15 protein-coding genes are annotated in these 14051 nt (G+C 58.1%); 10 read left to right on the top strand and 5 right to left on the bottom strand.

Translation table 11 applies throughout. From position 1 onward, the window contains the following. Nucleotides 1-47: 47 nt before the first annotated feature. From eptA to rnt, 5 genes are all read left to right on the top strand, one after another. Entirely contained in the window at nucleotides 48-1685 is a 1638-nt protein-coding gene (eptA, locus tag V8N38_RS11265) for a phosphoethanolamine transferase EptA (RefSeq protein ID WP_070914915.1), read from the top strand. 103 nt (nucleotides 1686-1788) lie between these two features. After that, nucleotides 1789-2409, top strand: coding sequence for a TetR/AcrR family transcriptional regulator (locus tag V8N38_RS11260; protein ID WP_371935054.1), 621 nt, complete (start codon nucleotides 1789-1791; stop codon nucleotides 2407-2409). A 90-nt stretch (nucleotides 2410-2499) separates the two neighbouring features. Further along, on the top strand, nucleotides 2500-3603 hold the full coding sequence (locus tag V8N38_RS11255) for an alkene reductase (protein ID WP_060432117.1): 1104 nt from the start codon (nucleotides 2500-2502) through the stop codon (nucleotides 3601-3603). Between the two features lie 338 nt (nucleotides 3604-3941). Next, entirely contained in the window at nucleotides 3942-4349 is a 408-nt protein-coding gene (gene gloA / locus V8N38_RS11250) for a lactoylglutathione lyase (RefSeq protein ID WP_004931325.1), read from the top strand. A gap of 78 nt (nucleotides 4350-4427) precedes the next feature. Continuing rightward, nucleotides 4428-5111, top strand: a complete 684-nt coding sequence (gene rnt, locus V8N38_RS11245; protein ID WP_038874795.1) for a ribonuclease T — start codon at nucleotides 4428-4430, stop codon at nucleotides 5109-5111. A 67-nt stretch (nucleotides 5112-5178) separates the two neighbouring features. On the opposite strand, the gene V8N38_RS11240 is transcribed toward rnt, so the two are convergent. After that, a complete protein-coding gene (locus tag V8N38_RS11240) occupies nucleotides 5179-5526 on the bottom strand; it encodes a Grx4 family monothiol glutaredoxin (RefSeq protein ID WP_004931329.1) in 348 nt (115 codons plus the stop codon). Nucleotides 5527-5941: 415 nt separating this feature from the next. On the opposite strand from V8N38_RS11240, the gene V8N38_RS11235 reads away from it, so the two are divergent. Both V8N38_RS11235 and sodB read left to right on the top strand, forming a co-directional pair. After that, entirely contained in the window at nucleotides 5942-6760 is an 819-nt protein-coding gene (locus V8N38_RS11235; RefSeq protein WP_048233575.1) for a C40 family peptidase, read from the top strand. A gap of 199 nt (nucleotides 6761-6959) precedes the next feature. After that, on the top strand, nucleotides 6960-7538 hold the full coding sequence (sodB, locus tag V8N38_RS11230; protein WP_004931333.1) for a superoxide dismutase [Fe]: 579 nt from the start codon (nucleotides 6960-6962) through the stop codon (nucleotides 7536-7538). 61 nt (nucleotides 7539-7599) lie between these two features. On the opposite strand, the gene V8N38_RS11225 is transcribed toward sodB, so the two are convergent. Then, nucleotides 7600-7689, bottom strand: coding sequence for a YnhF family membrane protein (locus V8N38_RS11225; RefSeq protein ID WP_019455989.1), 90 nt, complete (start codon nucleotides 7687-7689; stop codon nucleotides 7600-7602). Between the two features lie 324 nt (nucleotides 7690-8013). Here V8N38_RS11225 and purR point away from each other — a divergent pair, with 324 nt between their 5' ends. Next, nucleotides 8014-9039 carry an HTH-type transcriptional repressor PurR gene (purR, locus tag V8N38_RS11220; RefSeq protein ID WP_033638375.1) on the top strand — a complete coding sequence of 342 codons (1026 nt, stop codon included), beginning with the start codon at nucleotides 8014-8016 and terminating at the stop codon, nucleotides 9037-9039. On the opposite strand, the gene punR is transcribed toward purR, so the two are convergent. After that, nucleotides 9036-9980: a DNA-binding transcriptional activator PunR gene (punR, locus tag V8N38_RS11215; RefSeq protein WP_060419177.1), complete on the bottom strand. Its 945-nt coding sequence runs from the start codon at nucleotides 9978-9980 to the stop codon at nucleotides 9036-9038. The two genes, purR and punR, sit on opposite strands and share 4 nt — an antisense overlap. Nucleotides 9981-10103: 123 nt before the next feature. On the opposite strand from punR, the gene punC reads away from it, so the two are divergent. Together punC and cfa are read left to right on the top strand one after the other, a co-directional pair. Continuing rightward, nucleotides 10104-11315: a purine nucleoside transporter PunC gene (punC, locus tag V8N38_RS11210; RefSeq protein ID WP_147840037.1), complete on the top strand. Its 1212-nt coding sequence runs from the start codon at nucleotides 10104-10106 to the stop codon at nucleotides 11313-11315. A 343-nt stretch (nucleotides 11316-11658) separates the two neighbouring features. Continuing rightward, nucleotides 11659-12810, top strand: coding sequence for a cyclopropane fatty acyl phospholipid synthase (cfa, locus tag V8N38_RS11205; protein WP_038874787.1), 1152 nt, complete (start codon nucleotides 11659-11661; stop codon nucleotides 12808-12810). A gap of 72 nt (nucleotides 12811-12882) precedes the next feature. On the opposite strand, the gene V8N38_RS11200 is transcribed toward cfa, so the two are convergent. Together V8N38_RS11200 and V8N38_RS11195 are read right to left on the bottom strand one after the other, a co-directional pair. Continuing rightward, nucleotides 12883-13176, bottom strand: a complete 294-nt coding sequence (locus tag V8N38_RS11200) for an I78 family peptidase inhibitor (protein ID WP_038874785.1) — start codon at nucleotides 13174-13176, stop codon at nucleotides 12883-12885. Between the two features lie 54 nt (nucleotides 13177-13230). Continuing rightward, complete coding sequence (locus V8N38_RS11195; RefSeq protein ID WP_016927930.1) at nucleotides 13231-13881, bottom strand: riboflavin synthase; 651 nt, start codon at nucleotides 13879-13881, stop codon at nucleotides 13231-13233. Nucleotides 13882-14051: the final 170 nt, after the last annotated feature.

Raw genomic sequence — 14051 nt, 5'->3', positions numbered from 1 at the left:
CCGGTAGATTTCAAGGTATTATCTCCTCTCAGGATCCAGATTTGGCAATGTGGTTACGTCAACGCTTACAGTGCAACAGCCTCGGTTTTATCCTCGCCACCGCCCTGTTCTTCACTCTGTTTCAAAACGCGTTATTCCTGCACCGCGCCTGGTCGTATATCACCTTCGATAGCGTCCACAGCGTCATTTTCGCCGCCAGCATGCCGGTGGTGATTTTCTGTGCGCTGAATATCATCTTCAGCGTGTTGACCGTGCCCTACCTGCGCAAGCCGCTGATCGTCTTTTTCTTACTGGGCAGCGCCGCAGCCAACTATTTCATGTACAGCTATGGCGTGGTGATCGACGGCAACATGATGCAGAACGCCTTCGAAACCAATACCCAGGAAGCGACGGCGCTGCTGACGCCGCGCATGGGGTTGTGGCTGGCGCTGCTCGGCGTTCTGCCGGCGGTGGCGGTCTGCTTCACCCATATTCGCCAGACCCGCCCCTGGTGGTATATGGTCGGGCTGCGCGCCGCCAACGTCATGCTGTCGTTGGTGGTGATCCTGATCGTCGCCGCGCTGTTCTACAAAGACTACGCTTCGCTGATCCGCAACAATAAAAGCGTGGTGAAGATGTTGACGCCTTCCAACTTCGTCGCCGGCACGCTCAAATTTACCGAACAGCGCTATTTCACCCGCAATCTGCCGCTGGTAAAAATCGGTGAAGACGCGCGCAAAGGGCCGCTGATCGCCGGGCAGGCCAAGAAAACGCTGGTGATCCTGGTGGTGGGCGAAACCGCCCGCGCCGAAAACTTCTCCCTCGGCGGCTACGAGCGCGAAACCAACCCGCGCCTGAAGCAGGACGACGTGGTCTACTTCAAGAACGCCAGCTCTTGCGGCACCGAGACGGCGATCTCCGTCCCCTGCATGTTCTCCAACATGCCGCGCAGAGAGTACGACGCGACTCAGGCGGCACACCAGGAGGGCATGCTCGACGTGCTGGCGCATGCCGGCGTCAACGTGCTGTGGCGCGATAACGACGGCGGCTGCAAAGGCGCCTGCGACCGGGTGCCGCACATCGACATGACCAAATTGAAACTGCCGCAGGACTGTGACGGCGAAGTTTGCATGGATAACGTGCTGCTGTACAAGCTGAACGACTACATCAATAGCCTGAAAGACGACGGCGTGATCGTGCTGCACCAGATGGGTAGCCACGGCCCGGCTTACTACCGCCGCAGCACGCCAGAATTCCAGACGTTTTCGCCGACCTGCAACAGCAATCAGATCCAGGATTGCAGCCATGAACAGCTGGTGAACACCTACGACAACTCGATCTTGTATACTGACGCGATGCTCGATGCCACCATCAAGCTGCTGCAGCAGTATGACGACCGCTTCAATACCGCGCTGGTCTATTTGTCCGATCACGGCGAGTCGCTGGGGGAAAACGGCATGTACCTGCACGGCACGCCTTATGTCTTCGCGCCTAGCCAGCAAACGCATGTGCCTTTCCTGATGTGGATGTCGGCCGACTATCAGCGCAACTTCGGCGTCGATCGCCAGTGCCTGAACGCGCTGGCGGAAACGGACGATGTGTCGCAGGACAACCTGTTCCATACCCTGCTGGGCATGCTGAACGTACAAAGCCGCGAATATCAATCCCGGCTGGATATCCTGCAGCGTTGCCGCAACGCGGCGTAAGCGCTTAACTTCCTCGTGCCGCTGGGGCACAATAGTTCGCAGACAACCGGCGTTTTGTGCGCCGGTTTTTTTATTCCCATTGACCTAGACCAATCGGTCTATTATGCTCGACACCATGATGACCAAATCAACGCATTGCAACGTGGACACACGTGAACATCTGCTCGCCACCGGCGAAACTCTCAGCCTGCGCCTGGGCTTTACCGGCATGGGGCTGAGCGAACTGCTGGCCACTGCGGGCGTGCCGAAAGGCTCGTTCTACCACTATTTCCGCTCGAAGGAAGCCTTCGGCGAAGCGATGCTGCAACGCTATTTCGCGCATTATGATGCAGAAATGCAGGCGCTGTTTGCCGATGAGCACGGCGATGCCCGCCACCAGCTGCTCGGCTATTACGCCCAGGCCATCAGCTACCACTGCCGCAGCGAATGCCATAACGCCTGCCTGGCGGTGAAGCTTTCCGCCGAGGTGAGCGATCTGTCAGAACCGATGCGCCATGCGCTGGAAACGGGTACCGCTCGCGTGATCGGCCACCTGCAGGAGGCCATCGAACGCGGTATCGCCGAGGGCTCGCTGTCGGTGGCCATGAGCCCGGCAGCGACCGCAGAGACGCTGTACTCACTGTGGCTCGGCGCTTCGCTGCGCGCCAAGATCCGCCACTCGCTGGCGCCGTTGACCAGCGCGCTGGAAAGCATCGAGTTGCTGCTGCGCCCGCCGCAACCGTAACGGTAACAATTTCTTTTTATTGAAAAATGCAGTTCGTGGTTTTTTATCGCCCACCACTAGACGACCGGTCTATTAAATACAGGATGCACTATGAAGACTGAAAAATTGCTCTCTCCGCTGAAGGTTGGCGCCATCACCCTGCCCAACCGCGTGTTTATGGCTCCGCTGACGCGTCTGCGCAGCATCGAGCCGGGCGATATTCCTACGCCGCTGATGGCGGAATATTACGCACAGCGCGCCGGCGCGGGCCTGATCGTGACCGAAGCGACGCAGGTTTCCTTCCAGGCGAAAGGCTACGCCGGTGCGCCGGGGTTGCATACGCCGGAGCAGATCGCCGCATGGAAAAACATCACGCAGGCAGTGCATGATAAAAACGGCCATATCGCCGTGCAGCTGTGGCACGTAGGCCGCATCTCCCACGCCAGCCTGCAGCCGGGCGGGCAAGCACCGGTCGCCCCTTCGGCAATCAACGCCGAAACCCGCACCACCGTGCGTGATGAAACCGGCGCCTGGGTGCGCGTACCGACCTCCACGCCGCGCGCGCTGGAAACCAGCGAGATCCCGGGCATCGTCAACGATTTCCGCCAGGCGACCGCCAACGCGCGGGAAGCCGGCTTCGACTTCATCGAACTGCATGCCGCCCACGGCTATCTGCTGCATCAGTTCATGTCGCCGGCCTCCAACCAACGTACCGATCAATACGGCGGCAGCATCGAGAATCGCACCCGCCTGACGCTGGAAGTGGTCGACGCGGCGGTCGCCGAATGGGGTTCTGAGCACATCGGCATCCGCATCTCGCCGCTGGGGCCGTTCAACGGGCTGGACAACGGTGAAGATCAGGAAGACGCGGCGCTGTATCTGGTGGAAGAGCTGAACAAGCGCAACATCGCCTACCTGCACATTTCCGAGCCGGACTGGGCCGGCGGCAAGCCGTATTCTGACGCCTTCCGCGACTCGGTGCGCGCCCACTTTAAAGGGGTGATCGTCGGCGCCGGCGCCTACACCGCCGAAAAAGCCGAAGCCTTGATCGAAAAAGGTTTCATCGACGCGGTGGCCTTCGGCCGCAGCTACATCGCCAACCCGGATCTGGTGGAGCGCTTCCGTCAGCACGCGCCGCTGAACGAACCTAAGCCGGAAAGCTTCTACGGCGGCGGCGCCGAAGGGTATACCGACTATCCGTTTCTGGCGAAGTAACCCGTCCTGATCCCAAACGGCCATGCGACTGCCTGGCCGTTTTTTTATGCGCCGCACGCAAAAAAGCCCGCACGGGGCGGGCCGGTGTTCCCTGGTGTTGTGCTCTACTGCCGTTCAATTTTTACACGCTTGCCGTCGAAATAGATAATTGATTGTGCAGATCAATTACTCTGTATCGATCGGTACGCTCGATCAATATTTAGACATCACCGTCGCGAGCCCCACAAGTGACATTGTCACTCATTCGTTACGTTGAATTCCCTTGCGGGACAAGGCTATACTCGCTGGAGCTTCAATCCACCCGCCGTCTGCCACGGCACAGCCAATTCAGAGGAATTATGCGCTTACTCCATACCATGATCCGCGTCGGTGACCTGCAACGCGCCATCGACTTCTACACCAAGGTATTAGGCATGCGCCTGCTGCGCACCAGCGAAAATCCAGAGTACAAATACTCGCTGGCTTTCGTCGGCTATACGGAAGAAAGCGAAGGCGCGGTTATCGAACTGACCTATAACTGGGGCACCGACAGCTACGACATGGGCACCGCCTTCGGCCACCTGGCGCTGGGCGTGGACGACGTTGCCGCCACCTGCGACAGCATCCGCCGCGCAGGCGGCAAGGTCACCCGCGAAGCCGGCCCGGTGAAAGGCGGCACCACGGTCATCGCCTTCGTCGAAGATCCGGACGGCTACAAAATCGAGCTGATCGAAAATAAACATGCCGGTCAGGGCCTCGGCCACTAAGCCTCCCCTTCAGGGCGCGCTGCGCCCTGCTGATTCTCCGCGCAATAGCGCCTGCAACCGGGCGCAAAATTTGCCATAATGCGCGCTGCATTCGATGAAGATAAGAAACTGATGGCCGAGAAAAGTGATCTTAACGCCCTGAGTGGTCGTTTTCGTGGGTTTTATCCCGTAGTAATAGATGTTGAAACCGCCGGCTTCAACGCCAATACCGATGCGTTGCTGGAGATCGCCGCCGTCACGCTGAAAATGGATGAAGACGGCTGGCTGCAGCAGGACGAGACCCTGCACTTCCACGTGGAGCCTTTCGAGGGCGCCAACCTGCAGCCGGAAGCGCTGGCGTTCAACGGCATCGATCCGCACAACCCGCTGCGCGGCGCGGTCAGCGAATATGACGCGCTGCACGCCATTTTCAAAGCGGTGCGCAAAGGGCTCAAGGATCGCGGTTGTAACCGGGCCATTATCGTGGCACACAACGCCAACTTCGATCACAGCTTCCTGATGGCCGCGGCCGAGCGCGCCGGCCTGAAGCGCAACCCGTTCCATCCGTTCGCCACCTTCGACACCGCCGCGCTGAGCGGCCTGGTGCTGGGCCAAACGGTGCTGGCGAAAGCCTGCATCGCCGCCGGCATGCCGTTCGACAGCAGCCAGGCGCACTCCGCCCTGTACGACACCGAACAAACCGCCCTGCTGTTTTGCGAGCTGGTTAACCGCTGGAAACGTCTCGGCGGCTGGCCGCTGCCCGCCGGCGACCTCGCCGAATAAGCCAATAAAAAAGGCGGCCCAGTTTGCACTGGCGCCGCCCATTGCGCGATAACCGCAAGCCTGTCGATTAAGACTGTTGGTCTTCCTGCGCTTTATACTTTTCCGCAGTTTCTTTGATCAGCTGCTGCAGTTCGCCGCGCTGATACATTTCGATGATGATATCGCAACCGCCTACCAGCTCACCGTCTACCCACAGCTGCGGGAACGTCGGCCAGTTGGCGTATTTTGGCAGCTCGGCGCGGATGTCCGGGTTTTGCAGAATATCCACGTAGGCGAAACGCTCGCCGCAGGCGGACAGCGCTTGCACAGCCTGTGCGGAGAAGCCGCAGCTCGGCAGCTTAGGCGAACCTTTCATGTACAGCAGAATCGGGTTTTCAGCGATCTGGTGCTGAATTTTTTCAAGTGTCGTCGTCATTTATTGCTTCCTCAAGCCACATTTCATGGCTACAACATGCATCACGCGGGCTATTGTAGCGGCTGGAACAGTCGCAAGAAAACGCCATCTTTTGCAAGGATATTCGCCCGCCGCCGATCGCGTTTCACCGGCCACGTCATTCCGGTCAAAACATACGTCGAGAATAACATTTTTAATCCGACCATTTCACTAATATATTGCGTCGCGATGACGGCGCGGATTAATTATATCTCCACCGCCAACTGGCGCTTTTTCATACATCAACAGGCTGATTTTGAACCAAAAAAAATGTCATTAACGTTTTCTCACAATATGGATTATTATTTATGAGTTCTTCGCTGTTTTATATGGCGAAATTCGGGAATACTGTAACTCTTTCGATATCCGTTTCGGGGCCAAGGTTGGTGACGTCGACATGCGTTTAATTCTTACGCTCTTTGCGCTGCTGTTTACGCAGCTCTTCTTCAATTTGGCGCACGCTGCGCCACAGGCGCGTGTTGCCGCCGAGCAGCGTAAAAGCCATGCCAATGAAGCGCGGCCCGATGACCGCAGAAAAAAGAAAGCGGACAAAGCCGCCAAAAAAGCCAAAGTGACGGCCCCCGAAAAAAAAACCAAGACCGCCAAGGCAAAAAGCGAGAAAAGCGCGAAAAAGATCGTCAGCGCCAAACCCAAGGCCAAAGCGCAGAAAACCGCCAAGATTAAAGTCACCCCGCCGAAAAAAGGCTATAAAAAAGGCTATGGTCGCCACCGCGAAGCCGGTATGGCCACCGCCAAACTGGCGCGTGAAGAAAAGCCGTTGAAACTCAGCCCCGCGCACAAAAAACGCTACCAGCACGCCAAGCAGACCGCGATGGCCAAGCTGATGGGACAGATGGGCAAACCTTACCGCTGGGGCGGCAGCTCGCCGCGCACCGGCTTCGATTGCAGCGGCCTTATCTATTACGCCTATAAAGACGTAGTGAAAATCAAGATGCCGCGCACCGCCAACGAGATGTATCACCTGCGCGATGCGGCGCCGATCAAGAAAAGCGAACTGGAAAGCGGCGATCTGGTGTTCTTCCGCATCAACAACCGCGGCGTGGCGGACCATGTCGGCGTCTACCTCGGCAACGGCAAGTTCATCCAGTCGCCGCGCACCGGTGAAGAGATCCGCATCAGTCAGCTCGACAACGACTATTGGCAGAACCACTACATCGGCGCACGCCGCGTAGTGACGCCGAAAACCATTCGTTAATGCACTGTTCTGCGCGGTTGCGGCCCCGGTCGCAACCGCCTGCTCAAGCTATCGCCCATCGCACTTCCCCACGCGCATTTCTCGCTTTTCCTCCTGTTTTTTATGATGAAAATTGTTAAGATTGAATGACCACAATAAAAAACGGCCCATACGGCTCTCGCCCCGGCGGGAAGCGAATGGCGCTGTAAAGGAGGAAGCAATGTCGTTTGAATTACCTGCATTACCGTATGAGAAAAACGCGCTCGAGCCGCACATCTCCGCCGAGACCCTGGAATACCACTACGGCAAACACCACAACACCTACGTGGTTAACCTGAACAACCTGGTGAAAGGCAGCGAGTTCGAAGGCAAATCGCTCGAAGAGATCATCAAGACCTCTAACGGCGGCGTGTTCAACAACGCTGCGCAGGTGTGGAACCACACCTTCTACTGGCACTGCCTGTCGCCACAGGGCGGCGGTGAACCGCAGGGCGAACTGGCGGCGGCAATCGTCAAATCCTTCGGCTCTTTCGCTGCGTTCAAAGAGCAGTTCACCGATGCCGCAGTGAAAAACTTCGGTGCAGGCTGGACCTGGCTGGTGAAAAAACCGGACGGCGCGCTGGCGATCGTCAACACCTCCAACGCGGCCACCCCGCTGACCGGTGAAGACAAACCACTGCTGACCGTTGACGTGTGGGAACACGCGTATTACATCGATTACCGCAATGCGCGTCCAAAATACCTGGAAAACTTCTGGGCGTTGGTCAACTGGACCTTCGCAGCGGAAAACCTGGCGTAAGCGCAGGTTCTGAGGTGATAAGGCGCAGCCAGGCTGCGCCTTTTTTATAACCGGGGGTAAATCAGTTCAACGCGGCAACGAAGCTGAAAGCGATAATGACCGCCAATGCGCAGACGGTGGTGAACAGCGACATCTTCAATTCGGTATCCATGACAACTCCTTTAAAATGGGCTTTCCTAAGGATAAAAGGCGCACAATTAGTACGTCAAATCATTTTCCCACAGTTCGCCGATAAAATCTTGTTATCATTTCCCGGTTTATAATCTCGATTACCTCTTCCACTTTTGTTCAATATGCGACAAAATTCGCAGTTCACAACTGCGTACCGGCATCCATGCCCCTCCTGATTAAGCGCTGAAGACTTCAACACACTAAAAACTCAGTTTTCGCTTCTCTGGAGAAGGATCTACGTAGGCAAACGATTAACATCACACTTACATGCTGTAAACATGTGAGTTCAGGAGTCATTCCTTACATGGCAACGATTAAAGATGTGGCCAAACGCGCGGGCGTTTCCACCACCACCGTTTCGCACGTCATCAATAAGACTCGTTTCGTCGCCGAAGAGACCAAAGCGGCCGTGTGGGCCGCCATCAAAGAGCTGCACTACTCGCCGAGCGCCGTGGCGCGCAGCCTGAAAGTCAATCACACCAAGTCGATCGGCCTGCTGGCCACCTCGAGCGAAGCGCCCTACTTTGCCGAAGTGATCGAGGCGGTGGAAAACAGCTGCTACAGCAAAGGCTACACCCTGATCCTGTGCAACTCGCACAACAATCTCGACAAGCAGCGCGCCTACCTGGCGATGCTGGCGCAAAAGCGCGTCGACGGCCTGCTGGTCATGTGCTCCGAGTACCCCGATCAGCTGCTGGGCATGCTGGAAGACTACCGCAATATCCCGATGGTGGTGATGGACTGGGGCGCCGCGCGCGGCGACTTCACCGACACCATCATCGATAACGCGTTCGAAGGCGGCTATCTGGCCGGCCGTTACCTGATCGAGCGCGGCCACCGCGATATCGGCGCCATTCCGGGCCAACTGTCGCGCAATACCGGCGGCGGCCGTCACCAGGGCTTTATGAAGGCGCTGCAGGAAGCGCATATCGACATTCGCGAAGAGTGGATCGTCCAGGGTGACTTCGAGCCGGAGTCCGGCTACAAGGCGATGCACCAAATCCTGTCGCAAAAGCAGCGGCCGACCGCGGTATTCTGCGGCGGCGACATCATGGCGATGGGCGCCATCTGCGCCGCCGACGAGCTGGGGCTGCGGGTGCCGCAGGATATTTCCGTGATCGGCTATGACAACGTGCGTAACGCCCGCTACTTCACCCCGGCGCTGACCACCATTCACCAGCCTAAAGAACGCCTGGGCGAAATGGCCTTCACCATGCTGCTGGATCGCATCATCAGCAAACGCGAAGAGTCGCAGGTGATCGAAGTGCATCCGAAGCTGATTGAACGCCGCTCGGTCGCCGACGGTCCGTTCATCGACTACCGCCGCTAATCCCCCGCGCCGGAAGCCTGCGCGGCTTCCGGTTCCGCCTCGCTCAGCCACTCCTGGTTCAGCGTCTCCCCATCGCCCAGATACGCCAGCAGCCAGCTCATCGCCGGTGAGGGTTTATCCTGCTGCCAGGTCAGGCAGCAAGGGCTGGCGGGAAACGGCTGCTGCAGCTGCAACGCCTTCAGCTCACCGCGCTGCACCCGCGGCAGCGCCCGATGTGCCGGCATCATGCCGACGCACAGCCCGGCGCACAAACAGTCGAGCGCCGAAGTCCAGTCCGGCACCACCAGCCGCCGCTGGTTATCCAGCGTCCAGGTGACGCGCTTGGGCAGATTGCGCGAGGTGTCCTCCAGGCAAAGCGAAGGGTACGGCCGCAGCTGATCGTCATTCAGCGGCCCTGTCAGTTGCGCCAGCGGGTGCTGCGGGCTGACCACGCACAGCCAGTTCATATAGCCCATGTCGCGGAAGGCGAAGCCGCCGCCGACCGGCACCGCACGGGTGGCGCCGATTGCCATGTCCGCCCTGCCGTCCACCAAGGCATCCCACACGCCGTTGAACACCTCGGGTTGCAGCATCAGTTCGACGTCGGGGAAATGACGGTAGAAATCCAGCACCAGTTGGCGACTGCGCTGTGGTTTGACGATGATGTCCACCGCGATATTCAGCTGGCCGCGCCACCCGTTGGCCACCTGCTGACAGTGGCGGCGGGTGTCGAGCATTTTTTTGATAACAACTCGCGCATCCTTGATAAACAGCGCGCCGGCCGGCGTCAACTCCACATCGCGGTGACGCCGCTCGAACAGCGGCACCGCCAGCCATTGCTCCAGCTGCCGTACGGTATAGCTCACCGCCGACGGCACCCGGTGCAGCTCCTGCGCCGCCGCGCTGAAACTGCCGGTGCGCGCCACCGCGTCGACCACTTCAAGAGAATATTCAGACCACATCGCTTTGCCTTCAATTTTTTTAACAGCACTTTGCAAATATTACCGTTTCACAAGCAGAGATCCAGCCGGATACACTGGCCGGCGCTAAAAACCTGCGACATTAAAATATTAACGAGAAATACCATGCGAAATTCCTTTGGCTTTATGTTCTACCTCGCCGGCCTGAGCATGCTGGGTTATCTGGCGACCGATATGTACCTGCCCGCCTTCGGCGCCATGCGGGAAGAACTGCAAATTTCCGCCGGCGCGGTGAGCGCCAGCCTGAGCATCTTCCTGGCCGGCTTCGCCTTCGCGCAGCTGCTGTGGGGGCCGCTCTCCGACCGTCTGGGCCGCAAACCGGTCTTATTGATCGGCCTGACGCTGTTCGCCCTCGGCTGCCTGGGCATGCTGTGGGTGGAAAACGCCGTGCAGCTCTGGATCCTGCGCTTTATTCAGGCCGTCGGCGTCTGCTCCGCCACCGCCATCTGGCAAGCATTGGTGGTCGACCGTTACCGCGAAGGCCAGGCCAACCGCGTGTTCGCCACCATTATGCCGCTGGTGGCGCTGTCGCCGGCGCTGGCCCCGCTGCTGGGCGCCTGGTTGCTGAACCACGCCAGCTGGCGCGCGATCTTCGCCGCGCTGTTGGTGATCACCGCGCTGCTGCTGCTGCCGACGTTGATGCTCAAAGAGCGCGCCAAAACGCAACCCACCGCCGATGCGCCAAAAAACGGCGTCAGCTTCTGGCAATTGTTGAAATCCCCGGTGTTCAGCGGCAACGTCGCCATGTACGCCGCCTGCTCGGCCGGCTTCTTCGCCTGGCTGACCGGCTCGCCGTTCATCCTCGGTGACATGGGCTACAGCCCGAGCGACATCGGTCTGAGCTATGTGCCGCAAACGCTGGCCTTCCTGCTGGGTGGCTACGGCTGCCGCGCCGCGCTCACGCGCATCAATGGCAAAACCCTGCTGCCGTGGCTGCTGGTAGCTTATGGTGTCAGCATGGTGGCGCTGTATCTGGTGGCGACCCTGACCGCACCGACGCTCACCACGCTGCTGATCCCGTTCTGCGTGATGGCGCTGGTCAACGGCGCCGGCTACCCGATCATGGTGGCGAATGCGCTGATGCCGTTCCCGGAAAGCAGCGGTAAAGCCGCCGCGCTGCAAAATACGCTGCAGCTGGGGCTGTGCTTTGTGGCGAGCATGCTGGTGTCGGCGTTTATTGCCCAACCGCTGTTGGCGACGGTGACGGTGATGGTATCGACGGTGATCCTGGCCGCACTGGGGTATTTCCTGCAGCGGGGAAAAGCGGCCGATGCGCAGCGAAAGGCGCAGCGGGAACATGCTAACTCAGCGTCATAATTACCAAGTTTAATAATCACTTAAAGAATATGCGTGCCGAGTGCGATTTACAGTTGAGTCAACGCCTCGGCACGCCTATACTCAAAAACAACCTTGTAAAGTAACACCTTATAATCTCTATATCTCAATTAGCACTTGTGTACGCGCTTTGCGTCACACTCTTTTTTAAGGATGCGTTTATCCCGCGCCGTTCGCGCCGGGTCGTTTCTTTAAATTTCCTCTGTTCATAGTCGGATATCAGACGCCGCGGGCCTATTTTCCGCCGGTAAACGTATGCACCCGCAGAAATTGTCTAAGCTGTTTCCTAACGGGTCATCAGTCAGAAGAAGGTGATGGAGAAGCTATGAGTTCATCGTGTATAGAAGATCTGAGCATCCAGGACAATCAGTGGTACCGTATCGCGCACGAAATGCTTGGTCTGGCCGGCATTGAAATCAACGGATCGCGCCCTTTCGATATTCAGGTTAAAAACCCCGATTTCTTTAAACGCGTCCTGCAGCAAGGGTCGCTGGGCCTGGGCGAAAGCTACATGGACGGTTGGTGGGAGTGCGAACGGCTGGATATGTTCTTCCAGCGCGTGGTCAGCGCCGGGCTGGAGAAGAAACTCCCCCACCACCTGAAAGATACCCTGCGTATCGCCGCCGCGCGCCTGACCAACCTGCAATCGAAAAAGCGCGCCTGGATCGTCGGCAAAGAACATTACGATCTCGGCAACGATCTGTTTACCCTGATGCTCGATCCTTACATGCAATATTCCTGCGGCTACTGGAAAGACGCTACTACGCTGGAGGAAGCGCAGGAAGCGAAGCTGCGGATGATCTGCGAAAAACTGCAGCTGCAGCCAGGTATGCGCCTGCTGGACATCGGCTGCGGCTGGGGCGGTCTTTCCGCCTATGCGGCGAAGCATTACGGCGTGTCAGTGGTCGGCGTAACCATTTCTGCCGAACAGCAGAAGCTGGCTCAGGCGCGCTGCGCCGGGCTGGATGTGCAGATCCTGCTGCAGGATTACCGCGATCTGCATCAGCAGTTCGATCGCATTGTCTCGGTCGGCATGTTCGAGCACGTCGGGCCGAAAAACTACCGCACCTATTTCAACGTGGTAGAACGCAATCTGGCGCCGCACGGCCTGTTCCTGCTGCACACCATCGGCTCCAACAAGACCGATATGAACGTCGATCCGTGGATCAACAAGTACATTTTCCCGAACGGCTGCCTGCCTTCAGTGAGCCATATTGCCGAAGCCAGCGAGGGCCATTTCGTGATGGAAGACTGGCACAACATCGGTGCCGACTACGATCGCACGCTGATGGCCTGGTTCGAACGCTTCAAACAGGCGTGGCCGCAGCTTGCCCCGCGCTATTCCGAACGCTTCGAGCGGATGTTCAGCTACTACCTGAACGCCTGCGCTGGCGCGTTCCGGGCGCGCGATCTGCAGCTGTGGCAGGTAGTGTTCAGCCCGAAAGGCGTTGAAGGCGGCATTCGCGTCGCCCGCTGAACGCTTTCCCGATAAAAAAGCCCCGGCAACATCATCACCGGGGCTTTTTTTTGCTCTTTCGGACGCTGCGGGTTAACCGCAATAAACGCGAATGATTTTATCGTTGCTATCGCCAAGGAAGTTCAGGCGGCGCAGGTTGAAATCCATGGTAACGGCAGAGTTGTACGGAATGGCGCGCACCTTGGCGTCGATCCGCACGCCTTCCAGCGAGGTCATCGGCTTACCGACGAAGTTTTGATACTGCGAAGCGCCGCAGGTATCATCCGCATCGGCCATTTGCGCGCCGGCGCCCTGCTCAGGTGAGCTGCTGCAGGCGCTCAGCGCCAGCAACGCGGTTAACAACAACGTTTTCCCATAAAACTTCACGCGTTTCTCCTCTCTGCTTATGATTCGATACCGGCGGCAACGCCAGAATCGCTGTCAGTCTTTGTGCGCCGGCGCCATCGCCGCCGCCAGCGTCGCTTCCCGGTTGGCCAGCACGCGCTCGACGGTATCCACCACCGCCTGCGTTTGCGGATCGATTTCGATGTTCACCTTATCGCCCAGGCGTTTCTTACCCAGCGTGGTGCGATCCAGCGTTTCCGGGATCAGGTGCACGCAGAAACGGTTATTCACCACTTCGCCGATGGTCAGGCTAATGCCGTCGATGCCGATGAAACCTTTGTGCAGCACATATTTCATCAATTCCGCATTTGGCATGCGCAGCCATACCTGGCGATTATTTTCCGAGGTATAAATCTTGGCCACTTCCGCCGTGCAGATAATATGGCCGGACATCAAATGGCCGCCAATTTCGTCATTGAACTTTGCCGCGCGCTCGATATTGACGATGTCGCCGAGCGCCAAGTCGCCGAGGTTGGTCAGGCGCAACGTTTCCTTGATCAAATCGAAGCTGACGCGGTTGCCTTCCACCGCGGTCACGGTCAGGCAGCAGCCGTTATGGGCCACCGACGCGCCCAGCTCCAGCCCCGGCAACAGCTCGGCAGGCATCTCGATCACGTGGGTGCGGAAATTGGGTTTCTCATCAATGGCGACCAGCGGCGCGGTGCCTTGTACGATACCGGTGAACATATGTGCCTCTTCTTACTAATAGGTTAAAACGCTCCCGGCAGTTTGCCCCAGTTGGCGCTGAAAACCAAATCCGCGTAGGCAAAAAACGCGGGCCTGCGCATTTAATAACTATTTATCTGCGGCGTTTGCTTAACGACGCCGAGCAGGTACAATATTTTTGACAAAATTCC

The organism is Serratia nevei (assembly GCF_037948395.1).
Taxonomy (GTDB): Bacteria; Pseudomonadota; Gammaproteobacteria; order Enterobacterales; family Enterobacteriaceae; genus Serratia; species Serratia nevei.
This window is presented reverse-complemented; position numbering and strand designations above follow the sequence as displayed.

What these genes read in the sequence shown, in the direction of transcription:
- eptA (WP_070914915.1), top strand. Translation starts at nt 48, where the DNA reads ATGTGGTTACGTCAACGCTTACAGTGCAACAGCCTCGGTTTTATCCTC.
- V8N38_RS11260 (WP_371935054.1), top strand. Translation starts at nt 1,789, where the DNA reads ATGCTCGACACCATGATGACCAAATCAACGCATTGCAACGTGGACACA.
- V8N38_RS11255 (WP_060432117.1), top strand. Translation starts at nt 2,500, where the DNA reads ATGAAGACTGAAAAATTGCTCTCTCCGCTGAAGGTTGGCGCCATCACC.
- gloA (WP_004931325.1), top strand. Translation starts at nt 3,942, where the DNA reads ATGCGCTTACTCCATACCATGATCCGCGTCGGTGACCTGCAACGCGCC.
- rnt (WP_038874795.1), top strand. Translation starts at nt 4,428, where the DNA reads ATGCGCGCTGCATTCGATGAAGATAAGAAACTGATGGCCGAGAAAAGT.
- V8N38_RS11240 (WP_004931329.1), bottom strand. Translation starts at nt 5,526, where the DNA reads ATGACGACGACACTTGAAAAAATTCAGCACCAGATCGCTGAAAACCCG.
- V8N38_RS11235 (WP_048233575.1), top strand. Translation starts at nt 5,942, where the DNA reads ATGCGTTTAATTCTTACGCTCTTTGCGCTGCTGTTTACGCAGCTCTTC.
- sodB (WP_004931333.1), top strand. Translation starts at nt 6,960, where the DNA reads ATGTCGTTTGAATTACCTGCATTACCGTATGAGAAAAACGCGCTCGAG.
- V8N38_RS11225 (WP_019455989.1), bottom strand. Translation starts at nt 7,689, where the DNA reads ATGGATACCGAATTGAAGATGTCGCTGTTCACCACCGTCTGCGCATTG.
- purR (WP_033638375.1), top strand. Translation starts at nt 8,014, where the DNA reads ATGGCAACGATTAAAGATGTGGCCAAACGCGCGGGCGTTTCCACCACC.
- punR (WP_060419177.1), bottom strand. Translation starts at nt 9,980, where the DNA reads ATGTGGTCTGAATATTCTCTTGAAGTGGTCGACGCGGTGGCGCGCACC.
- punC (WP_147840037.1), top strand. Translation starts at nt 10,104, where the DNA reads ATGCGAAATTCCTTTGGCTTTATGTTCTACCTCGCCGGCCTGAGCATG.
- cfa (WP_038874787.1), top strand. Translation starts at nt 11,659, where the DNA reads ATGAGTTCATCGTGTATAGAAGATCTGAGCATCCAGGACAATCAGTGG.
- V8N38_RS11195 (WP_016927930.1), bottom strand. Translation starts at nt 13,881, where the DNA reads ATGTTCACCGGTATCGTACAAGGCACCGCGCCGCTGGTCGCCATTGAT.